This is a genomic window from Nonomuraea sp. NPDC050790 (genome assembly GCF_044456745.1).
GTDB lineage: Bacteria > Actinomycetota > Actinomycetes > Streptosporangiales > Streptosporangiaceae > Nonomuraea.
Window position 1 is genome coordinate 22,035 of sequence record NZ_JBITGF010000003.1, and the last position, 21,336, is coordinate 43,370.

The window sequence follows — 21,336 nt, forward strand, 5'->3', positions numbered from 1 at the left end:
GGACGCGGCTCAGGTCAGCGCCTCGACCAGCCGCAGGACGTCGGCGACGCGTCCGGGCCCGCCCAGGACGATCAGCTTGAGCGTGGCGCGTTCCTCGTTGTAGACCATCTCCAGCCGCAGCCCGGCCGCGGTGGCGGTCAGGGCGGTGCTCAGCCGGTCCATGTCGGGCCGGCTGACCGCGTCCACCTGGACGATCGCGGAGACCTCGACGTAGCGGTCCTGGCGGGGGCGCGAGGCGAGGGGCGCGCCGGTGAACTCCTCCAGGTCATCCCTGGAGATCCGGTACTGCTTGCCCACCTTCACCGCTCTCAGCCGGCCGTCGCGGACGTAGCCGCGCACGGTCTTGACGTGCAGATCCAGCAGGTCGGCGACCTGGCCCACAGTGAAGTCCATTCCCTATCACCCCCTCCAAGAGGGCAGTATAGGGATACGGCCAGCGTTGTACAGGCGAGCGCGACCGCCGTCCGATTCGCCCGCCGGGCTTGACGCCGACTCTGGAGGTACGACACCGAAGGAGGAGAGCGACATGTATGGACACTTCTTTCCGATCTTCCCGGTTTTCTGGGGGCTGTTCTGGGTGGCCGTGGTCGGGCTGGTCATCTGGGCCAAGCGCACCGGGCGGTTCGGGCCGCGCCGTACCGCGCCCGTCAGTCCCACCGCGTCGGCCGAGCAGATCCTCGCCGAGCGTTACGCGCGCGGCGAGATGAGCGACGACGAGTACATGGAGCGCATGGCGGTGCTCCGCTCCTAAACGCTCCACAGAGTGAAACCAGTGTCACTGGCCGCGTCTGAAAGGCCGGGGTTAGGCTTGTTGTCATGCGGCCCGACATCCCGGCTCCCCCGCGCTGAGCGTGGAGCCGGGCGCACTGTTCGTCAGTGGCCTCGTCGCCGGGCTGGTGGCGGGGACGGCTTCCTGCACTGCCGTGCAGGGTGGCCTCCTGGTCGGCCTGACCGGCGACCGATGCCGCGACGACCCCGGGCACGCCTGGCCGGTGGCCCAGTTCCTCACCGGCCGCCTGGTCGCCTACGTGCTGGCCGGAGCGCTGCTCGGCTGGCTCGGCGCCGCCGTGAAGCTGCCGCCGCAGGCCCGCGCGGGGCTGCTGGTCGCGGCCGGGATCATCGTGATCGTCTTCGCCGTCCGGCTGTTCCGGCGGCACACGGCCTGCACCCCACACAGAGCGCCACACAGAGCGCCACACAGCGCACCGCACAGCGCACCGCACAGGGCCCCGCGCAGGGGCGCCGCGCCGATCATGGGCGCGGCGACGATCCTGCTGCCGTGCGGGGTCACGCTCGGCACCGAGATGGTGGCCGTCTCCACGGGCTCCGCGCTGTCGGGCGCGGCCGTGATGGCCGGGCTGGTCGTGGGCAGCTCGCCGGCCTTCGCCCTGCTCGGCTACCTGTTGCGACGGCTGTCACGCACCCGCCTGGCCGCGTTCGCGGGGGTCGCCGCGGTCGCCGTCGGCCTCTGGACGATCGGCTCGGGCATCAGCCTCGGCGCGAGCTCCGGCTGGGCGCCCTCGCCCGCCCTGGCCATGACCGCGCGCGGCGAACAGAAGGTGGCGATCTGGGCCATGCAGGACGGCTACCGTCCCGCGATGGTCGAGGCGCGCGCGGGCGTACCCGTCGAGATCACCTTCCATCTGACCGGCCAGGGATGCACGCGCACGGTCACGCTCGCCGGCCGCGACCACACCCTCCCCGCCACGGTACGGCTCCCGCCCCAGCCCCCCGGCACCCTGCGATACGTCTGTTCCATGGGCATGTACACGGGTTTCATCCGCTTCTCCTGAGGCACCAGCTCTGCGATTACATTCCGCAGTCACCCGATTACATGTCACGCTGAGTGGATGTCGTGGTGGCAAGGAGAGGTGGCGGAGGCGGCCGTTCCGGCGCCCCGTACCGGAGACGAACCCGAGCTGATCGCCGACGCCCAGTCAGGCGACCCGCAGGCGGCCCATCGCCTGGGCAAGCACTACGCCCAGCGCGGCGACCGCTCGGCGGCGCGGCACTGGTGGGAGCGCGCCGCGGCGGCCGGCAACATCGACAGCGCCTACAACCTGGGCGTCTGGCACGAGAAGCACGGCAGCCTGGAGGAGGCCGTGTCCTGGTACGAACTGGCCGCGGGCACCGGCGACGCCGAGGCCGCGCTCAACCTCGCCACGCTCCTGCTGGAACAGCGCGGCGACCTGCCCGGCGCCAGGGCCTGGTACGACAAGGCCGCCCGCGCCGGCTCCCGCCAGGCCGCCCGCCGCCTGGCGCTGCTCAGCGAGGACGCCGGCGAGCAGAGCGCGGCCCGCGACTGGCACCGCAGGGCCGCCACCGACGGTGACGTCGCCTCCGCCCACGACCTCGGCTTCCTCGCCTACTCGGCCGGCGAGGACGAGGAGACCGTCAAGTGGTGGGAGTTCTCCGCCCGGGGCGGCCACGCCGAGGCCGCCTACCACCTCGGCCTGTTCCTCCAGGCCAGCCGCGACCCCGAGGGCGCCGAGGTCTACTACCGGCTGGCCGCCAAGAGCGAGCACCCCGGCGCCGCCTCCCAGCTCGGCGGCATCGCCCTGTCCCGGCGCGACCTGCGCACGGCCCGCGCCTGGTTCGAGCGCGCCGCCAACGCCGGTCGGCTGGAGGACCAGCGGATGGCCGGCTTCGTCTGCGTCGAGCTGAGCGACTCCCCCGCCGCCAGCCACTGGTTCGGCCGCGCCGCGGCCAGCGGCGACGCCGAGTCCGCCTTCAACTTCGGCCTGCTGCTGATCGCCGAGTTCGGCGACCTGGCGGGGGGCCAGCACTGGTTCCGCCAGGCCGCGCTGGCCGGCCACCACCGGGCGGCGATGGAGCTCGGCGGCCTGCTGTCGGCAGCGGGACACAACCACGAGGCGGAGCAGTGGCTGACCGACCCGCCGCCGCCCACCTGGGACCGCCTGGCCGAGCCCGAACTCCACGCCCGCGCCGAACTCGCCGCCGCCGCGACCGGCCGCCGCGGCGGAGTGGCGCTGAGCGTTGCCGAGCTGACCGAGATCCTCGGCACCTGGGACCTCGTCACCCGGCCGTTGCGCGACCACGCGGACGTGGTGGTGTGGCTGGTGGAGCGGAGCGGGTTGCACGCGGCGGCCATCGACCACCTGGCGTCGATCCGCACCACCCTCCTCCGCCCCGGCACCGCCCCCTGGCCCAGCCCCACCGAAGTCACCCACGTCCTCTCCACCGCCCGCGACCTACGCGCCCGCCTGCGCTGACGCCCCTTTTTCGTCGCTTCCGTTCTCTCCCTTCTTCCTCACCGTTTTCCGTTACGGCCAGCGCCACCCCACCCGCACCACCCCACCCGCACCACCGCACCCGCCCCGCGCCCGTCTGCGCTGACGCTTGTCTCTCGCCCCTTTCCGTTACGGCTAGCGCCACCCCACCCGCACCGCCGCACCCACCTCGCGCCCGTCGAGCGATGGTCGTGAGGGCTCACGGGGTTCTCGCCGTAACAACTACGCTCTGGGCCGGCTGGGCGTGCGGTTCTTGGCCGGGTGGCTCTTCGGGTGGCTTGGGCCGGGGCACAAGGGGGGCCTTGCTCTGCTTGGCCGGGGCACAGGGCCGGGCAGGGGGTGTGGTGCGTCCTATGTGAGGTGCGTTTCTGGGCTTGGGTGGGGTTGATGGTCAGATATTTCGTGATCCTGGTGCTGTTGGCGGTCGTGGCGCCGGGTGGACGGAACGAGGCTGGGCCGTCGGCGTCGTTCGAGGGTCGGGCGGAGCGGGCGTTGATGACCTGGCGGGGCGGGCCTGACGCGGTGTGGCAGGCCGGGTTCCATCCCCGTCAGGACTTGACCCTCATGTCGCCCGAGGTCACCGCTGCCCTGTCCGCCGACCCGCACCTCGGCCTCGACTACGACCCGCCCACCGCGACCGGCCCCGCCACAGGCACGATCCGCTGGGCCGACGGCGGCACGCTTGAGGTGCCGCTCGTCCCCGCCGACCAGGCCGCGTCCCGGCTGGCCAACCAGCGCCGGCTCCCCGGCAGGCCCTCCCTGAACCCGGTCTGCCAAGGCGGCCTCTCCACGGACGAACGCGAACGTCGCGCCGAAGAGTCGGGCACCGACCCGGCAAGGTGCAAGCAGGTGAAGGTGACCCGGATGACAGTGGAGACGGTCCCTGTGCGCACTCACCGGGGACTCGCCGACACCCCCGCCTGGCGTTTCGACATCGAAGGTCTTCCTGGGCCGATCCGGCAGGTCGCGGTCGCGGACGAGGCACTCGACACGACCCCGCCCGGCCTCGGCCCGACGACCCCGTTCGACGGCACCTTCGAGCAACGGCCGGACGGCGCGCTGACGATCCACCTCATTCACCTGGAGTGCGGCCGCCTGCTGGGCATGAACGTCCGCGAGGCGCCCGACGCCGTCGTGATCGAGCCCCGCACCCAGCCGTATGGCCCGCCCTGCTCCGGTTGGGCGTCGATCAAACAACGCCCCGTCCAGCTCACCAAGCCGCTCGCCAACCGCCCCCTCCTGGACGCCCGCACCGGCCGCCCCATCCCCCACGGCGCGCTGTAGCCCCTCTCTCCGGCCGCCTCTCCGCCAAGACCACCCAGCTGTAGCTCCTCTCTCCGGCCGCCTCTCCGTCAAGACCACCCGCTGTAGCTCCTCTCTCCGGCCGCCTCTCCGTCAAGACCACCCATCCGTTACGGCTGCCGCCACCCCACCCGCACCGCCGCACCCACCTCGCGCCCGTCGAGCGATGGTCGTGAGGGCTCACGGGGTCCTCGCCGCAACAACTCCACTCTGGGCCAATCGATCAGCCCGCCAGAGATCCCTCGACCTGTCACCCGAGACACCCGGAGAGCTGCCACCCCGAGACTTGGCCAGCACTGGACCGGGCGGGCGACACAGCACCGGACCGGGCGGGCGACACGGCGCTGGGTCGAGTGGGCAGGCGGCACGGCGCTGTGCCAGAGGGGCAGGCGGCACAGCGCTGGGCCGGAGGGGCGGGCGACACGGTGCTGGGTCAGGTGGGTGACGCAGGCTGGGTCAGGGGTTAGCGCTGGGTTAGGTGGAAGCGGTGGGACTCGTTGTCCAGGAAGACGGCCGACCAGCCCCACGGCTCCTGCTTGGGCGGGGTGTCGAAGACGACGCCGCGGGCGGCCAGGTCCTCGTGGGTCTTGACGATGTCCTCGGTGTCGAACAGCACGTAGTTGGGCTGCTCCTCGCTCAGCGCCGGCCACTCCGGGCCCGCCTTGAACAGGACGAGCCCGGGACCGCCCCCAGGCGGGGAGACCTCGATCCACCGGGTGTCGGGCCCGTAGGGCTGGTCCGTGGTGACCTCGAAGCCGACCTGGCGGGTCCAGAAGTCGAGGGCGGCGGCCTGGTCCTGGACGTAGAGCGTGACCTTGCTGACGTTGATCGCCACTGTGTCCTCCTCGGTTATATCCAGTTCGGATATAACCACTGTGGTGCTATGGTGTCAACCATGCTCACCACCGCCGGGTTTCACGTGCTCCTGGCACTGGCCGGCGAACCGGCGCACGGATACGCGATCATGCGGTTCGTCGAGCACGTCAGCGGCGGAGCGGTCAAACTGGGTCCTGGCACGCTCTACCGGACCATCAGCCGCCTGCTGGCCGACGGCCTGGTGGAGGAGACGGACGAAGGCGATCCGGCAGCCCCCCACGACGCCAGGCGCCGCTACTACCGGCTGACCCAGGCGGGTGAGGCGGCGGCCCGCGCCGAGGCCGAGCTCATGGCCCGCCTGGTGACGGCCGCACGAGAGGCTGGATTGGTCACGTGACGACGCTGAGGCCGCAGGGGCTGAGCCCGCACCTGTTCGTGCTCGACACCGAGAGCGCGATCGTGTTCTACAAGGCCGCGTTCGGCGCGGTGGAGGTGTTCAGAAACACGCTGCCCAACGGGGTGATCCTGTTCGTCGAACTGCAGGTCGGCGCAGGCCGCCTGCTGGTGAGCGAGGAGACACCGGAACTGGGCGCACTGGCACCCCCGACGGTGGGCGGCAGCCCGGTGCTGATCCTGCTGGAGGTGGACGATCCCGAGGCGGTGGAACACCAGGCCCTGGAGTCCGGCGCCATCTCGGAGATGCCCGTCCAGGAAGCCTTCTGGGGAGAAAAGTACGGGGTGCTCAGAGACCCCTTCGGCCACCGCTGGGCGGTAACGACAGCCCGCGAACAACTAACCCCAGACGACATACTCCACCAAACCCCAGACAACCCCACCCAATAACCCAAGCCCACAGCTCCGGGCAAAGCCATACAGAGCCCGACCGGCAAGCGAGCCAAAACCGGCCAGGAAAAGGACCGGCCCGGCGGAGAAGCGGGCCGGCAGAGGGACCATCCGGCAGAGGGCGGAAAACCCCGAGTCGCAGAAGCGGCTTAACCCCGGGGCCGGGCGAGGGTGGCCGACAAGTGGCGGGCGGGGCGCGCGTTGCGGTGGCCCGCCCCGCGCGGCCTGCCTGCCGTCACCCTGGAATGCCCCCGACCCCGTGCGGAGGGTGGGGGCAACCGGGCCGGCCGTAACAGAAAAGCCGTAACAGAAAGCCGCGACAGAAACAGCGGCTAGGCGGCGAGAACCTCGGCGACGGAAACGAACGGAAGAGAAAGAGCAACTCCAACCGGCGCGTTGGTGAGGGCGCCGTCGTGGGTGTTGAGGCCGAGGGCGAGGGCGGGGTCGGTTTGGAGGGCTTCCTTCCACCCCAGGTTGGCCAGCTTGACCGCATACGGCAGGGTCGCGTTGGTCAGCGCGTAGGTGGAGGTGTTGGCCACCGAGCCCGGCATGTTCGCCACGCAGTAGAACACCGAGTTGTGCACCATGTACGTCGGCTCGGCGTGCGTGGTCGGGCGGGAGTCCTCGAAGCAGCCGCCCTGGTCGATCGCGATGTCGACGAGCACGGAGCCCGGCTTCATACGCGACACCAGTTCGTTCGAGACCAGCGTCGGGGCCTTGGCGCCGGGGATGAGGACCGCGCCGACCACCAGGTCGGCCTGCAGGACCTCGCGCTCGATCGCGTAGGAGGTGGAGACGAGCGTCTTGAGCCGCCCCTGGTAGATGGCGTCGATGAAGCGCAGGCGGTCGACGTTGGTGTCGAGGACGGTGACGTCCGCGCCCATGCCGACGGCGATCTGCGCCGCGTTGAGGCCGGACACGCCGCCGCCGATGACGACGACCTTGGCGGGCGAGACGCCGGGCACGCCGCCCGGCAGCACGCCGCGCCCGCCGTTGAACCGCATCAGGTTGTACGCGCCGACCTGCGGAGCCAGCCGACCGGCCACCTCGGACATCGGGGCGAGCAGCGGAAGGGCGTTGCCCACCTGGACGGTCTCGTAGGCGATGCCGGTGACCTTGTTGTCGAGGAGCGCCTGGGCGCACTCCTTGCCCGCGGCCAGGTGGAGGTAGGTGAACAGCACCTGGCCCTCGCGCATGCGGTGGTACTCCTGGGCGATGGGCTCCTTGACCTTGAGCACCATGTCCGCCTCGCCCCACACGGCGTCGGCCGTGTCGAGGATCTTCGCGCCCGCGCCGAGGAACTCCTCGTCGGTGATGGACGAGCCGAGTCCGGCACCACGCTGGACGAAGACCTCGTGGCCACCGCGGGTGAGCTCGTGGACTCCCGCGGGGGTGGCGGCGACGCGGTACTCGTGGTTCTTGACCTCGGCAGGCACGCCGATCTTCATGGGTGGATCCTTTCGTTCTCCGGCACCACGCTGTGCCGGACGGAGGGTGTCAGAGGCGTTTCCACGCCTCGGTGAGGACGGAGCGCAGGATCGACTCGATCTCGTCGAACTCCTTCTCGCCCGCGATCAGCGGCGGCGCGAGCTGGATCACGGGGTCGCCCCGGTCGTCGGCGCGGCAGTAGAGGCCGGCGTCGTAGAGGGCGTGGGACAGGTAGCCGCGGATCAGCCGCTCGGACTCGGCGGCGTCGAAGGTGGCCTTGGTGTCCTTGTCCTTGACCAGCTCGATGCCCCAGAAGTAGCCGGAGCCGCGGACGTCGCCGACGATCGGCAGGTCCTTCAGGCTCTCAAGCTTGGCGCGGAAGACGGGCTCGTTGCGGGTGACGTGGCCGAGCAGGTCCTCGCGCTCGAAGATGTCGAGGTTGGCGAGGGCCACGGCGGCGCTGACCGGGTGGCCGCCGAAGGTGTAGCCGTGGGCGAACATGGTGTCGCCGCTCTTGAACGGCTCGAACAGCCGCTCGTGCACGATCGTCGCGCCGATCGGCGAGTAGCCGCTGGTCATGCCCTTGGCGCAGGTGATGATGTCGGGGACGTAGTCGAACTTCTGGCCGCCGAACATCGTGCCGAGCCGGCCGAAGGCGCAGATGACCTCGTCGGAGACGAGCAGCACGTCGTACTCGTCGCAGATCTCACGCAGGCGCTGGAAGTAGCCGGGCGGGGGCGGGAAGCAGCCGCCCGCGTTCTGCACCGGCTCGGCGAAGACGGCGGCCACGGTGTCCGGGCCCTCCATCTCGATGGCCTGGGCGACGCGGTCGGCGGCCCAGCGGCCGTACTGCTCCGGAGTCATCCCGGCGACGCCGGAGATCTCGTCCGCGCGGTAGTAGTTGGTGTTGGGCACCCGTACCGAGCCGGGCACGAGCGGCTCGAACATCTGCTTGAACGCGGGGATGCCGGTGATCGACAGGGCGCCCTGCGGGGTGCCGTGGTAGGCGATCTGGCGGCTGATGACCTTGTGCTTGAGCGGCTTGCCGACCATCTTGTAGTACTGCTTGGCCAGCTTCCACGCGGTCTCGACGGCCTCGCCGCCGCCGGTGGTGAAGAAGACGCGGTTGAGCTCGCCCGGCGTGTGCTCGGCCAGGCGGGCGGCCAGTTCCGCCGCCTTGGGGTGCGCGTAGGACCACAGCGGGAAGAAGGCCAGCTCCTGGGCCTGCTTGGCGGCGGCCTCCGCCAGCTCGCTGCGTCCGTGTCCGGCTTGGACGACGAAGAGCCCTGCCAGACCGTCGAGGTAGCGCTTGCCGTGGATGTCGTAGATGTACGAGCCCTCACCGCGCACGATGGTGGGGATCTCGTTCTGCTGGTAGGCGCTGTGCCTGGTGAAGTGCAGCCACAGGTTGTCTTGCGCGGCCTTGAGGACGTCGGATTCCGGCTGCGTCATGGTTATCTTCCCTCGTGTCTGAGCTCCCAACAGTCTGCCCTTTCACCTGCGGGATTGCCAAGTGAAAGCGTCGCATCAATATGCAAGAAAACCGAGATCCGCAGAACCTATATGTAACGGCAACGAAATCCGCAGGTAGATTGGCTTGGTCGGTTTCCACCCTGTGGAACCTTCTGTGATCCAATGAGTTGTTACTGTTAGACCGACCCGGGGGACCGTCCCGTGACTCCTGACCAGATCGAGAGCGCCGTCGCCGCCGCGATGCCGCAGGCCGTCGAGGAACTCAAGCGCCTCGCAGCCATCCCCTCCGTGGCCTTTCCCGGGCACCCCGCAGAGCCGGTTCACGCCGCAGCGGCGCTGACCGAGGAACTGCTGCGCTCCGCCGGCCTGCCGCGCGTGCAGCAGATCGCGGTCGAGGGAAGCTTCCCCGCGGTGTACGGCGAGGCGCCCGCCCCTCCCGGCGCCCCCACCGTCCTGCTGTATGCGCACTACGACGTACAGCCCGCCGGCGACCCGGCCGCGTGGCGCACCCCGCCGTTCGAGCCGACGCTCATCAACGGCCAGCTTTACGGCAGGGGCACCGCCGACGACAAGTCCGGCATCATCAGCCACGTGCTGGCGCTGCGCGCCTTCCAGGGCCGGTTCCCCGTGGGCATCAAGGTCATCATCGAGGGCCAGGAGGAGTACGCGGGCGAGCGCCTGGAGGCGTTCGTCGAGCGCAACCCCGACCTGCTGCGCGCCGACGCGATCGTGGTGGCCGACACCGGCAACCCGAAGATCGGCGACCCGTCGGTGACGACGTCGCTGCGTGGCATGGCCGCCTTCACCGTCGAGGTGCGCACGCTGAAGGAGGCCGTCCACAGCGGCTCGTTCGGCGGCGCGGCCCCCGACGCGCTGGCGGCGCTGATGCGCATGCTGACCTCCCTGCACGACGACAACGGCGACATCCGCGTCCCCGGCCTGCCGCGCGGCACCTTCCTCGGACAGGGCCCCTCGGAGGAGGAGTTCCGCCAGACCGCCGGCGTCCTGGACAACGTGGGCCTGGTCGGCTCGGGCACCCTGGCCGACCGCCTCTGGTCGTCCTACGCGATCACCGTCACCGGCCTGGACGTCCCGTCGGTCTCGGGCGCGATCAACGCCGTCCAGCCGGCGGCCAGGGCGCGCGTCACGGTCCGCATCCCGCCGGCCGCCGACCCCAAGACCACGGTGGACGCGGTCGTGGACTTCCTGCGCCAGGCGACCCCGTGGGGCGCGCAGGTCGGGTTCACCGACTTCACGGTGGGTTCCGGCTTCCAGGCGGACTCGGGCGGCAAGGCCCGCTCCGCCCTCAACCGCGCCATGGACCGCGCCTTCGGCCGCCCGCCGCGCGACGTGGGCGCGGGCGGCTCGATCCCGCTGGTGAACACGCTGCTCAAGCAGTTCCCCGCGGCGGAGATTCTGCTGTTCGGCGCCGAGGACGAGGACGCCGCCATCCACGCGCCGAACGAGCGGGTGGACCTGGAGGAGCTGCGCCGCGTCGCCACGACGGAGGCCCTGTTCCTGCACGAGCTGAGCCTGCCCTCAGCCCTGGGCGTCTAGCGTCTGGCTTCGACCGACCGGCCCGCTCCCCATCCGGGGGCGGGCCTTCAGCCGGGATCAGCACAAAGGTGGCCTGGGACATCCTGCTTTTGGAGGAGTGTCAGGTGGGGCGGATGCCGGAATGATGGTTGCCATGCCGTCCCCCGTGTCGCAAATGTCCCGTTCTCGCCTCGCCTTCGTGGTGGTGGGTGGTGCGCTGTTCCTTCTCGCGTACGGCTGGCTGATGCTGACCGGTCACACCGAGATCGTCCCGTCGTCCGACCCCGGCGCGCCGGGCATCACACTGTGGTCGGCGTTCGTGCCGGCGCTGGCCGCGATCGTGCTGGCGGTGCTGGTGCCGCCGAAGTCCGAGCCGCCGCTGCCGCTCCAGGAGTTGCCCCGCGCGCGGCTGGTCAGGGAGACCCAGGTCCTGGTGGCGGCCGCCGTGCTCATGGGGATCGCCGCGCCGTTCGCCGAGGGTCTGCTCTACCAGGGCGCGAAGGTCGTCTTCCTGCTGATCGTCCCGCTGGTGGCCTTCCGCCTGATCCGTGGCGGCGAGCCCAAGGCGAGGGCGATCCCGAAGCCGGTGACGTGGCTGGCGCCGCTGCCCGCCGTGGTCGCCTGGTTCGTGCTGTCGCAGCTCGGGCCGCTCGCTCCGCCGCCGCTGCCCGCCGAGTTGCCCGACATGGTCACGCTCGTCGTGCTCTCCCTGCTCACGATGCTGACGGCGAGTGTGCTGGAGGAGTTCTTCTACCGGGCGTGGCTGCAGACGCGGCTGGAGGTGCTGTTCGGCAGATGGCCGGCGATCATCGGCTCGTCCCTGGTGTTCGCGTTCATGCACACCACCCGGATCGACCCCGCCGACCCGCTGCTCGGCATCGCCACGATCATCGCCTTCCAGGGGGTGTTCGGGCTGCTGACCGGCTTCCTGTGGTCGCGCTACCGCAACCTGTGGGTGCCGATCTTCATCCACGTGGTGACGAACCTGATCTTCGTTCAGATGTTGCTGGGAGCGCTGACCTGACGGGATGATTCCGGGTATGGCACGTCACGACGCGCTGACGGCCGCGGTGATCGCGGCCGAGCGTGACGCCGACGCCGAGGGCTGGGACGGCTCGCACCGCCTGTATGCGCTGGCCGACCGCGACACCTACCTCGACGTCGCCTACCCCCTGGACGAGCCGCCGGACCTGCCGCCCGGCACGCTCGTGGCGATCCCGCTCACCCCGCTCGGCGCCGCCGTCCCTCTGCTGACCGAGCTGACCAAGGTGACCTGGCCGGCCGACGTGCGCGGGTGCGTGCTGGTCACCGAGGTGAGCGCCGGAGCCGACCTGGTCAGCGGGCCGCGGGGCAGGCGCATCCGCTGGGGCGCGGCTCATCTGGCCGTCGGCGTGCTGCGCGACGGCTATCACCTGTCCCTGTTGAGATTCCGCGACTCGCCCGAGCTGCGCTCGGCCTCCCGGGCGGCGGGTGACGTGGTGTCGTCCCTGCTGGCGAGCTTCGGCAGCGACTGACTCCGGACTGTCGGGCGGCGCCGGTAGGGGCGCGGGGCGAGGACCTCGTCGGTGCGGGTGTTGCCCGCTCCGAGCATCACGCCCGTCGCCGCCCGCGCGTGCTCGACCGCCGCGCCGTGCTCCCGGGTGATCCGCTCCACGCTCGTCCTCGTGGTGATGAGCTCTCTCAGCTCGTCGGCCAGCTTCCGGTCGTCGGCGCGGTCCTCGGGGGCGCCGTAGAGCTCGGCGATGCGGGTCAGCGCGCCCTCGTTCTGGGACAGCGACCTGGCCAGCAGCGCCTCCGGCTGTTCGATGCGGTAGTGGAAGTGGTTGTTCTGGACGTTGCCCCGGCCGACGACGACGCCGCGCGACTTGTTGACCACGATCTCGCCGCTCGGGCCGAGCACGCCCGTCAGCCGGGCCTGCTTCGGCGCCGACCTGGTGCTGACGGCGCTCCTGCCGGACAGGAGCCTGTCCGCCTGCCGGGCGAGCAGGGCGCTCATGGCCCGCGTGGCCGCGGCGTCGCCCGGGTCCCTGATGAGGGCGGAGAGCGCGCGGGTGTGGGCGGGGGTCGCGGTGAGCAGCTTCGGCAGCGAGACCGGGCGGTCGGCGAGCTTGTAGTGGTAGCGGTTGTGCTGCCGGTTGCGGTCGCCGACGACCACGCCGCAGGATCCGTTGATCTCGACCCGGCGCGTCCGGGCGTCCAGCACGGTCTCCTCGACGGTGACGCCGCCCGCGGCCTGGCGGCCGACGGTCAGCCTCGTCGCCGGTCGTTTCTTCGCCGCGCGCGTGGTCAGCAGCAACCGCCTGAACAGTTCGGCGCGCGGGGAAGGTCCCGGCGTCTCCTCGCGGGGTTCCGGTTCGGCCGCCTTGGGCGCCGGGCGCGTGACGGGTCGCTGGATCTGTCTTCTGTACATGCCATCCCCTCGGATCCACATGTCCCGCATGGATCCGCCGCCGTCAAGACGACATCTCGGTTACGGCATGGCGTGCCGTCCAGGCGAGGGAGAGGACGGCCAGCAGGGCGGCGGCGCCGTACATCCAGGTGGTGCCCGCGCCGAGGGCCAGGCCGCCGAGGACGGTGCCGAGCCCGATGCCGGCGTAGATCGCCGAGGAGTTCAGCGAGACGACGAGCGCGGACTCCGACGGCGCGGCGGCGATGAGGCGGTGCTGCTGCGGCGGGGTCTGGCACCAACTGCTCGCGCCCCACGCCGCCATCAGCACCCCGACCAGCACCGGCAGCCGCACGCCCGACGCGGCCAGCCAGGCCAGGACGGCCATGGTCGCCGCCATGAGCGTGTATCCGGTGGCCAGGACCCGGCGGGCGCCCCACCGGTCGGTGGCGTAGCCGGACAGCAGGTTGCCGGCGACGGCGCCCGCGCCGTACAGGAACAACATCGGGCCGATCGCCCCCACCCCCACGCCCGCCAGCGCGGGGACGCTGTAGGCGTAGGCCGTGTACGCCGCCCCCATCCCCAGCACGGTCAGCGGCAGCACCCGCACGACGGCGGGACGGCGCAGCACGGCGAGCCGGTCCCGCAGCGGCACCCTCGGCCCGCCGGGCAGTCCGGGCAACACGGCGCGGACCGCGGGGGCGGCGGCCAGCGCGAGCACGGCCACCAGCGCGAGCGCGCCCCGCCAGCTCAGTCGCTGGGCGGCGAGGCTGCCCAGCGGCACGCCGAGCGCGGTGGCGATCGTCAGCCCGCCCACCACCACGCTCAACGCCCGCGCCCGGTGCATCGGCGCGGCGAGCGAGGCCGCCACCGCGCCCGCGTTCGGCGTGTACGCGGCGGCGCCCAGCGCGGCCACCACCCGCGTCACCATGAGCACGGCCAGATCGGACGACAGCGCCGAGCCCAGGTTCGCCACCCCGAGCACGACCAGGGCGGCAACCAGCAGCGTGCGCCGCGGCACCCTGGCCGTGAGCGTGGCCAGCACCGGCGAGCCCAGCGCGTACGCCACCGCGAAGACCGTCACGGACTGCCCCGCCGCCCCCTCGGAGACCCCGAGGTCGGCGGCCATCTCCGGCAGGAACCCGGCCACCACGAAGGCGTCGGTCCCCACCGCGAACGTGCCGAGCGCCAGCACCCAACTTCTAATCGGGATAGTAGACATCCCCACTCTCCTCACGAAAAAGCTAGAGCCGGTCGAAGCGCTGACGCATCCGGTCCGCCGCACCGCGCGGCGCCGTGGCCACGAGGTCGGCCACGGTCTGCCCGGCCAGTTCCCGCCGCCAGGCCAGCTCCGCCCTGCGCATGGCCGTGGCCACCCCGCACGGCCGCTCGAACTCCGGCGACGGCTCCACCCCGCGCTGCCGGATCTCGGTGCAGCGAAATGCCTCGTCCGGCCCCTCCATCGCGGTCACGACGTCCATCAGCGTGATCCGCCCAGGCTCTCTGGCCAGCAGGAAACCACCTCCGGCCCCCGGCGCGGAGGTGAGGATGCCCGCCCTGACCAGCGCCTGAAGCCGCTTCTTCAGGTACTCCGGCGGCAGCTCGAACAGCGTCGCGAACTTGGCCGTGGACACCGGCCGCTCGCCGAGCCAGGCGAGCGTGAGGCAGCAGTGCAGCCCCCACTCCACTCCTTCACCGATCCGCATAACCGGGATAGTACACGTCCCGGTTAGCGGACCCTGCCGTGCAGGAGCTCGACCAGGGTCGCGTGGGTCTCCTCCAGCGGCCGCTCCGGGTGCATGACCCTGCGCTCGATCGAGACCGTCAGCACCATGCCGAAGATGGCCGTGGCCGCCGTCTCCACGTCGAGGTCGGCACGGACCTCGCCGCTCCTCGCCGCCTGGCGCAGCACCTCGGCGTAGACGCCGAGCGCCCGCGCGCGGAGCTGGGCCACCGCCTCCTGCCAGGCGGTACGCCACATCTCGGCCAGCAGCACCCGGGCGAACGGGCCGTACTGCTCGAAGAAGCGCAGTTGCCCGAGCACCACCGCGTCCAGGCGCTCCAGCGCGCTCGCGCCCACCGCCGCCGCCGACAGCGCCTCGGCCAGCTTGCCGATCGAGTGCTCCAGCAGGGCGCCGAACAGCCCTTCCTTGCTGCCGAAGTTGTAGAAGACGGTGCCCTTGGCCACACCGGCCCGGTCGGCGATCGCCTCGACCGTCGTGGCCGAGTAGCCCTGCTCGGCGATCAGCTCGATGGCCGCGCCGAACACCTTCATGCGGGTGTCGGCACGGCTCACAGCGACAGCTCCGGGTGCAGGCGCTTCACGGTCCAGACGCGGCTGCGCTCCACGGCGAGCGCGGTCAGCGCGAGCGCGAGCACGAGGAAGGCGGACAACACCCCGCAAGCCTGCCACACCACGGTCAGGTCGCCGCCGCTGATGAGCCTGCGCAGCGCCGAGACCACCCAGCTCATCGGCAGCCACGGCGAGATCGTCTGGAAGAAGCCGGGCGAGGTCTCGATCGGGTACGTGCCCGCCGCCGAGGTGAGCTGCAACATGAGCAGCGCCAGCGCGGCCACCCTGCCCGGCGCGCCGAGCAGCGCGTTGACCGCCTGGACGATCGCCATGAACGCCGCCGCGGTCAGCAGCAGCAGTCCTGCCACGCCCGCCCAGTGGGCCGCCTCCAGGCCGAGCGCGAACCGCAGCACCGCCAGCAGCACGCCCACCTGGGCCGCGCCCAGCGCCAGCGCGGGCAGCCAGCCGGACAGCACGATCCGCAGCGGGCCCGAGGTCCCGGCCAGGAGCCGCTGGTTGAGCGGCTTCAGCACCATGAACGCGATCATCGCCCCCACCCACAACGCCAGGGGCAGGAAGAACGGGGCGAACCCGGTTCCGTAGTTGGGCACCTCGTTGTCGACCGTCTTGGCCAGCCGTACCGGATCGCTCATGACGTCGGTGCGGGAGTCGCGCTGCTGGTCGGAGTAGTCGGGGATCTTCTCGGCGCCTTCGCCGAGGCCGTCGGCGAGGTCCTGCGAACCCTTGGTCAGCTTGGTCATGCCGTCGTCGACCTTGCCCGCGCCGTCGTGGAGCTTGTCCACGCCGTCGTGGAGCTGGGTGGCGCCGTCGCCGAGCTTGACCAGCCCGCCGCCGAGCTTGCCGATCCCGGCGGTGACCTGCGCGGACCCGTCCTGGAGCTTCGTGGCGGCGCCGTGCAGCTTGGTGACGCCCTGCCCGGCCTTGGTCGCGCCCGCGCCGAGCTTCGCCGCGCCGTCGGCCAGCTTGGACAGTCCCGCGTCGAGCGCGTCGACCTGCTCCCTGACCTGGTCGAGCTTGGGGCCCAGCTCGGGTGCCAGGGCGGCGATCTTGCGGGCGTTCGCGGCCAGCTCGCGGGCGCGTTCGGGCAGGGTCGAGGTGCCGCCGAGGCGTTCCTGGAGCTGCCCGGCCTGCTCGGCGGCGCGCTCCGCCGCGTTCGCGGTGCTCCTGAGCAGGCCGCGCAGCCGGGGATCGGAGTCGGCGTCCAGCAGGTCGAGCGCGGCCCGCGCCTGGGAGGCGGCCTCCTGGGCGTTGCCGCCGGTGCGGCCCGCCAGCCCCTCCAGGCCGTCGGCGAGCCGGTCGGCGGCGTCGGCGACCGCGTTGGCGGACTCGGCCACCCTGGGCCCGTACTCGTTGAGCACCGGCACGTACTTGCCGGCCAGCCGGTTGACCGTCCCGCGCTGCGCGTGCACCTGCTCGTATGCCTGCCGGTTGCCGTCGGCCAGCTTCCCCGCCCCGTCGCCAAGCTCGTCCAGGCCGCTCTTCAGCCTGCCCATCGCCTCCGTGGCTTTCCCGATGCCCTGGGTGACCTTGGCGGAGCCGTTCTGGAGCTTGGCGGTGGCGGCGTTGGCGCTGCCGAGTCCGACCGAGAGCTGCCTGGCGCCGTCCTCCGCGCTGCCGAGGCCGGTGTTGAGCTGGGAGACGCCGTCACCGGCCTTGACCGTGCCGTCGTGGAGCTCGCCCGCGCCGTCGGCCGCCTCGGTGGTCTTGTCGTGGATGTCGCCGATGGAGACGAAGACCTTGTCGAAGTAGTCGCGTACGGCGGTGCGCGCGGCGGCCGAGCGCACCTCGTTGAAGACCGCGTCGGAGATGGTGCCGACGATGTAGCTGCGGCCGGTGTCGACGCGCAGCCCGAGCCGCGCGGGCGACGGCGTGCCCTTGTCGTCGGAGGGCGAGGCGAGGTTGGCGCTGAAGTCGGCCGGGATCGTCAGCGACAGGTAGAAGCCGCCGTCGTTGACGCCGTCGGCCGCCTCCTGAGCGGTCACGCGGCGCCAGTCGAAGACCTCGCGCTCGGTCAGCTCGTCGGCCAGTTCCCGCCCGGCGTTGACGGTCTTGCCGTCCACGGTGGCCGGGCGGTCCTCCATGACCAGGGCCACGGGGACCCGGTCGAGGTTGCCCTGCGGGTCCCAGAACGACCACAGGTACAGGCCCGCGTACAACAGCGGCAGCACCACCACCGCCGCCAGCGCCGCCCTGGTCAGCCGGGAGCGCAACATCGCCTTCATGACAGCTCCACCAGCGTGTCGGCGTGCGCGGGCGCCTCGACGGTGGAGGCGACCACGGTGTGTCCCGCCGCGGTCAGGTCCCGCAGCGCCTGCCACACGGCCAGCCGCCGCTCGCCGGGCAGTCCGAGGTCCACGTTGTCGGCGACGATCACCTGGGGCTCGTCGAGCAGGGCCAGGGCGAGGCCGAGCCGTACCCGCTGCTCGCGGTCGAGCTCCCGCGTGAGCGCGCGCTCGTCCGCGACCACCCCCGCCGTCCGCAACACCTGGGTGTACGGCTTGCGCCGCCGCTCCCGCAGATGCTCCCTGACGGTGAGCGAACGATCCAGGTCGGTCACCCCGTCGACCAGCGCCAGCGCGGCGGCCCTGCGGATGGCGCGCGGCCGGGTCTGCCCGGCGACGCTGAGCGCGCCCTTCGTCGGCGTCATCCGCCCCGCCAGCGTGAGCAGCAGGCTCGTCCGCCCGCTGCCCGCCGGACCCGCGACCACCGTCAGAGTCCCTTTCCCGGACTCGAACGTGACCTCCGGGAACACCCCGTCCACCGCCAACCCCCTGGCGACAATCACGACACTCACCTCTTGAACTGACCAGTCAGTACAAAAGCGAGAGTACACCCGATTCCGGACCGGTGCGCAGGCGGGGACGGCGAAGGGCCGCCCGGGTGTGCTGGGCGGCCCTTCAGGTCCTGCGGTTGACGGATCGCGCGGCCGGCGGGTGCCGCCGCCGGCGGGTCGTGCGGCCGGCGGGTCGTGCGGCTAGCGGATCGGCAGGTCGTAGTAGCGGCGGACGCTGGAGCCGAGCCGGCCCACGTCGGCCCCGTAGACGTGGAGGGAGACGCCGATCTCGTCGCTGGTGTTCTCGACCTTGTGGATGTCGCCGGGCGGGGCGAAGCCGCTGACCTCACCGGGCTGGTTGGCGGCCCGGCCGATCTCCACCAGGTGGTCGCCCATGTCCCGGTAGAGCGTCTCGTACTCCACGCCGCTCAGGATGCCGAACGCGCACCAGGACACATGGTCGTGAATGCGCGTGTACTGGCCGGGCCGCCACACCACGGCCACGACGGAGAACTCCTCCTGCGTGTGCAACGGGAAGGAGTAGTAGGTGTCCGGGTTCCCGGCACGCTCCTCCTCGGTCAGCAGGTCGAGGCCGGGAAGGTTCAGCCGGAGGAAGTCCGCCACGGCGAAGGCGGTGTCCCGCGACTCCAGGTCCTTGGCCACGATGTCCCTGATTCCGGACACGAGCTGGTCGAGTCCGGGCCTGGCCAGCACGATTTCCATGGTCTCCCCCTCGGGAATGGTGTTATTCCGCCTTCCCCTTCTACGGTGCTCTAATGAGATTCATAGGTCCAACAGAAGTATTTGGGGATATTCATAGACATGCTTGATGTCACCCGGCTACGCGTGCTTGTCGCCGTTGCCCGCAGGGGCTCCCTGACCGCCGCGGCCAAGGATCTGCACTACTCGCAGCCCTCGGTCAGCCATCACCTGTCCCGCCTGGAGGCCGAGACGGGGGCCCAGCTCATCCAGCGCGCCGGCCGCGGCATCCGGCTCACCGAGGCCGGGCACCTGCTCGCCGAGCGGGCCGCCGAGATCATCACCCGCCTCGACGCCACCGCGGAGGAGCTCGCCGCCCACGTCGGACTGCGCTCTGGCCGGGTACGGCTGGCCGCCTTCCCCTCCGCCCTCGGCACCTTCGTTCCCCGGGCGGTCCGCCGGCTGTCGGCCGAGTACCCAGGACTCCAGCTCAGCCTGACCGAGACCGAACCGCCCGAGGCGCTGCGGCTGCTGCGGGCCGGGCGGGTGGACGTGGCGGTCATGTTCCGCTACGACGACACCGCGCCCGAGGACACCGGCGTCAGGATGCTGCACCTTCTCGACGACCCGAGCTACCTCGTCTCCCCCGAACCCTCAGGCCCGCTGGCCGAGCACGCCGATTCCCCGTGGATCGCCGGGTGCGACCGCTGCCGCAGCCACCTGCTCGACATCTGCGCCAAGGCGGGCTTCGAGCCGCGCATCTCCTTCACCAGCGACGACATCGTGGCCGTTCAGGCGTTGGTGGCGGCGGGGATGGGGCTGACGGTCCTGCCGGGCCTGGCCCTGAGCGCCCACCGCAGCTCGGCGGTGGAGGTGGCCGAAATACCCGGCTCGACCCGGCACGTCTTCGCCGCGACCTACGGCGACCCGCCCTACCCACCCGCCACCCAGGCCCTCCTCACCGCCCTCACCAACGCCTGGCCCGGCTGAACCGCACGTGGGGACGCGAGCTAACGACCGGCCCGTGCGGACGAGCCGGGACGTCCGCACGGGCTGGCAGACGGCCGCGCGGGACGAGCGCGGGGTGAGGGCCACGCGCGAGAACCACACGTATGGACGAGGAGCGACGAGCGCGCGGGGACCGGGACGGCCGGGGTGTGCGGACGGGACGGGCAGGATCGCCGGGGCGGGGCAGCCGGGGGTGGGGTGGGAAAGGTGTGGCGGGGGTGGGGGTGGGGACCCTACGCTCGGGTTATGCCGGACATGTCGACGCTTGCTGTGTTCTGTGTGGCCACGCTGGCCATCCTGGTCGTGCCGGGACCGGCGGTGCTGTTCATCGTGACCAGGAGCGTCGCGCAGGGCAGGGCGGCCGGGATGGTGTCGGTGCTCGGTGTCCACGCGGGCTCGCTGGTCCACGTGGCCGCCGCCGCGCTCGGGATCAGCGCGCTGCTGGCCGCCTCCGCCACCGCGTTCACGATCGTGAAGTTCGCCGGCGTCGCGTACCTGCTGTTCCTGGGGGTCAGGAAGCTGCTGTCCAAGCCGGTCGCCGAGGAGGCGGTCGAGTTCGCGGTGCAGTCGCGGCGGCGGATGTTCTGGGAGGGGTTCGTGGTCAACGTGCTCAACCCCAAGACGGCCATCTTCTTCCTGGCCTTCCTCCCGAACTTCACCAACCCGGACGCGGGCCCGATCGGCCCGCAGATCCTGCTGCTCGGCGCCATCTGGGTGGTTCTGGGCCTGGCCTCCGACGGCGTGGTCGCGCTGGCCTCGTCGGCGCTGGCCGGGCGGATGCGCCGGTCGATCCGGGCCAGGCGCCGGCTCGACGTGGGCAGCGGCGTCATCTACATCGGCCTGGCCGCGCTGCTCACCGGCGAGAAGGCATAGGCATGCCGTAGGTGCGGGCCAGCAGGTGCGCGCGCAGGGTGGGCAGTGAGGTGTAGTGGTGCGCCTGCAGCCCTTCGGCCAGCGCGCCCGCCACGTTGGCCGGGCGCGCGTCGACGAACATGATGCGGTCGGCGGGCAGGCCGAACCGCTCGACGCACCAGTGGTACGCCTCGGGTGACGGCTTGGCGTGGCCGATCCGGCTGGAGAGCCCGAGCACCTCGAAGCTCTCAAAGACTTCGGCATGATAAGTCGCGAAATATTGGGACAAGTCGCTGGGGATGTTGGACAGCAAACCCACTCGAATGCCTCGGTCGGCGAGGGCCCTGATGTAGTCCAGGAGTTCGCCGTCCACCCGGCTCCAACTGGCCACGTCCAGCGCGACCAGCGCGTCCGCGTCCTCGAACGACCTGCCCAGCCGCTCGCCCACGGCCTGCCAGTACTGCCGTCCGGTCAGCTCGCCCCGGTCGTAACCGTCGCGCGCGTCCCAGTAGGCGTTCCAGAACGCCGACCCCCTGACCCCCGCCGCCGCCTCGATCCCGGCACGGTCCTGCGCGGTCTGGCCAGGCGCGATGACCCCGAACAAGTCGAACAGCAGCGCTTCCACTCTTCCCCCGACATAGATGGCGGTATCGGG

23 protein-coding genes are annotated in these 21,336 nt (G+C 71.5%); 11 read left to right on the forward strand and 12 right to left on the reverse strand.

Annotated elements, in window-relative coordinates; all coding sequences use genetic code 11:
• Positions 1–9: 9 nt before the first annotated feature.
• Complete coding sequence (locus ACIBEJ_RS15005; protein ID WP_397183283.1) at positions 10–393, reverse strand: helix-turn-helix domain-containing protein; 384 nt, start codon at positions 391–393, stop codon at positions 10–12.
• A 133-nt stretch (positions 394–526) separates the two neighbouring features.
• On the opposite strand from ACIBEJ_RS15005, the gene ACIBEJ_RS15010 reads away from it, so the two are divergent.
• From ACIBEJ_RS15010 to ACIBEJ_RS15025, 4 genes are all read left to right on the forward strand, one after another.
• Positions 527–751, forward strand: a complete 225-nt coding sequence (locus ACIBEJ_RS15010; protein WP_397183284.1) for an SHOCT domain-containing protein — start codon at positions 527–529, stop codon at positions 749–751.
• Positions 752–851: 100 nt separating this feature from the next.
• Complete coding sequence (locus tag ACIBEJ_RS15015; protein WP_397183285.1) at positions 852–1,793, forward strand: sulfite exporter TauE/SafE family protein; 942 nt, start codon at positions 852–854, stop codon at positions 1,791–1,793.
• 57 nt (positions 1,794–1,850) lie between these two features.
• Positions 1,851–3,233 carry a sel1 repeat family protein gene (locus ACIBEJ_RS15020; RefSeq protein WP_397183286.1) on the forward strand — a complete coding sequence of 461 codons (1,383 nt, stop codon included), beginning with the start codon at positions 1,851–1,853 and terminating at the stop codon, positions 3,231–3,233.
• 405 nt (positions 3,234–3,638) lie between these two features.
• Positions 3,639–4,535 (forward strand): hypothetical protein, encoded by an 897-nt coding sequence (locus ACIBEJ_RS15025; protein WP_397183287.1) that lies wholly within the window; start codon positions 3,639–3,641, stop codon positions 4,533–4,535.
• A gap of 481 nt (positions 4,536–5,016) precedes the next feature.
• Here ACIBEJ_RS15025 and ACIBEJ_RS15030 read toward each other — a convergent pair whose 3' ends face one another.
• The gene (locus ACIBEJ_RS15030; RefSeq protein ID WP_397183288.1) at positions 5,017–5,388 is read right to left on the reverse strand and encodes a VOC family protein; all 372 of its coding nucleotides are present in this window, start codon (positions 5,386–5,388) and stop codon (positions 5,017–5,019) included.
• A 60-nt stretch (positions 5,389–5,448) separates the two neighbouring features.
• Between ACIBEJ_RS15030 and ACIBEJ_RS15035 the strand changes: the two genes are divergently transcribed.
• Together ACIBEJ_RS15035 and ACIBEJ_RS15040 are read left to right on the forward strand one after the other, a co-directional pair.
• Positions 5,449–5,766 carry a PadR family transcriptional regulator gene (locus ACIBEJ_RS15035; RefSeq protein WP_397183289.1) on the forward strand — a complete coding sequence of 106 codons (318 nt, stop codon included), beginning with the start codon at positions 5,449–5,451 and terminating at the stop codon, positions 5,764–5,766.
• Positions 5,763–6,212, forward strand: a complete 450-nt coding sequence (locus tag ACIBEJ_RS15040; RefSeq protein WP_397183290.1) for a VOC family protein — start codon at positions 5,763–5,765, stop codon at positions 6,210–6,212. The genes ACIBEJ_RS15035 and ACIBEJ_RS15040 overlap by 4 nt, the downstream gene beginning before the upstream one ends.
• 332 nt (positions 6,213–6,544) lie before the next feature.
• Here the strand turns inward: ACIBEJ_RS15040 and ald are convergent, their stop codons facing one another.
• Positions 6,545–7,660, reverse strand: a complete 1,116-nt coding sequence (ald, locus tag ACIBEJ_RS15045) for an alanine dehydrogenase (protein ID WP_397183291.1) — start codon at positions 7,658–7,660, stop codon at positions 6,545–6,547.
• Positions 7,661–7,709: 49 nt separating this feature from the next.
• Positions 7,710–9,092, reverse strand: a complete 1,383-nt coding sequence (locus ACIBEJ_RS15050; protein ID WP_397183292.1) for an aspartate aminotransferase family protein — start codon at positions 9,090–9,092, stop codon at positions 7,710–7,712.
• Between the two features lie 222 nt (positions 9,093–9,314).
• On the opposite strand from ACIBEJ_RS15050, the gene ACIBEJ_RS15055 reads away from it, so the two are divergent.
• From ACIBEJ_RS15055 to ACIBEJ_RS15065, 3 genes are all read left to right on the forward strand, one after another.
• Positions 9,315–10,670: a dipeptidase gene (locus tag ACIBEJ_RS15055; protein WP_397183293.1), complete on the forward strand. Its 1,356-nt coding sequence runs from the start codon at positions 9,315–9,317 to the stop codon at positions 10,668–10,670.
• A 154-nt stretch (positions 10,671–10,824) separates the two neighbouring features.
• The gene (locus ACIBEJ_RS15060; RefSeq protein WP_397183294.1) at positions 10,825–11,673 is read left to right on the forward strand and encodes a lysostaphin resistance A-like protein; all 849 of its coding nucleotides are present in this window, start codon (positions 10,825–10,827) and stop codon (positions 11,671–11,673) included.
• Positions 11,674–11,689: 16 nt separating this feature from the next.
• Positions 11,690–12,163, forward strand: coding sequence for a hypothetical protein (locus ACIBEJ_RS15065; protein WP_397183295.1), 474 nt, complete (start codon positions 11,690–11,692; stop codon positions 12,161–12,163).
• Here the strand turns inward: ACIBEJ_RS15065 and ACIBEJ_RS15070 are convergent.
• The 7 genes from ACIBEJ_RS15070 to ACIBEJ_RS15100 all read right to left on the reverse strand — a co-directional run bounded on the left by ACIBEJ_RS15070 (position 12,058) and on the right by ACIBEJ_RS15100 (position 18,845).
• Positions 12,058–13,059 (reverse strand): hypothetical protein, encoded by a 1,002-nt coding sequence (locus ACIBEJ_RS15070; RefSeq protein WP_397183296.1) that lies wholly within the window; start codon positions 13,057–13,059, stop codon positions 12,058–12,060. The two genes, ACIBEJ_RS15065 and ACIBEJ_RS15070, sit on opposite strands and share 106 nt — an antisense overlap.
• Before the next feature lie 43 nt (positions 13,060–13,102).
• The gene (locus ACIBEJ_RS15075) at positions 13,103–14,257 is read right to left on the reverse strand and encodes an MFS transporter (RefSeq protein WP_397183297.1); all 1,155 of its coding nucleotides are present in this window, start codon (positions 14,255–14,257) and stop codon (positions 13,103–13,105) included.
• 22 nt (positions 14,258–14,279) lie between these two features.
• Positions 14,280–14,741, reverse strand: coding sequence for an RrF2 family transcriptional regulator (locus ACIBEJ_RS15080; RefSeq protein WP_397183298.1), 462 nt, complete (start codon positions 14,739–14,741; stop codon positions 14,280–14,282).
• A gap of 23 nt (positions 14,742–14,764) precedes the next feature.
• Positions 14,765–15,331, reverse strand: a complete 567-nt coding sequence (locus tag ACIBEJ_RS15085; RefSeq protein ID WP_397183299.1) for a TetR/AcrR family transcriptional regulator — start codon at positions 15,329–15,331, stop codon at positions 14,765–14,767.
• Positions 15,328–17,571, reverse strand: a complete 2,244-nt coding sequence (locus tag ACIBEJ_RS15090; protein ID WP_397183300.1) for a YhgE/Pip family protein — start codon at positions 17,569–17,571, stop codon at positions 15,328–15,330. Before ACIBEJ_RS15090 ends, ACIBEJ_RS15085 begins: the two co-directional genes overlap by 4 nt.
• Entirely contained in the window at positions 17,568–18,134 is a 567-nt protein-coding gene (locus ACIBEJ_RS15095; RefSeq protein ID WP_397183301.1) for an ATP-binding cassette domain-containing protein, read from the reverse strand. The genes ACIBEJ_RS15090 and ACIBEJ_RS15095 overlap by 4 nt, the downstream gene beginning before the upstream one ends.
• A gap of 189 nt (positions 18,135–18,323) precedes the next feature.
• A complete protein-coding gene (locus ACIBEJ_RS15100; protein WP_397183302.1) occupies positions 18,324–18,845 on the reverse strand; it encodes a cysteine dioxygenase in 522 nt (173 codons plus the stop codon).
• A 99-nt stretch (positions 18,846–18,944) separates the two neighbouring features.
• On the opposite strand from ACIBEJ_RS15100, the gene ACIBEJ_RS15105 reads away from it, so the two are divergent.
• Both ACIBEJ_RS15105 and ACIBEJ_RS15110 read left to right on the forward strand, forming a co-directional pair.
• On the forward strand, positions 18,945–19,811 hold the full coding sequence (locus ACIBEJ_RS15105; protein WP_397183303.1) for a LysR family transcriptional regulator: 867 nt from the start codon (positions 18,945–18,947) through the stop codon (positions 19,809–19,811).
• 273 nt (positions 19,812–20,084) lie between these two features.
• Positions 20,085–20,702, forward strand: coding sequence for a LysE family translocator (locus ACIBEJ_RS15110; RefSeq protein ID WP_397183304.1), 618 nt, complete (start codon positions 20,085–20,087; stop codon positions 20,700–20,702).
• Here the strand turns inward: ACIBEJ_RS15110 and ACIBEJ_RS15115 are convergent.
• Positions 20,683–21,306 carry an HAD family hydrolase gene (locus ACIBEJ_RS15115; RefSeq protein WP_397183305.1) on the reverse strand — a complete coding sequence of 208 codons (624 nt, stop codon included), beginning with the start codon at positions 21,304–21,306 and terminating at the stop codon, positions 20,683–20,685. The genes ACIBEJ_RS15110 and ACIBEJ_RS15115 overlap by 20 nt on opposite strands.
• Positions 21,307–21,336: the final 30 nt, after the last annotated feature.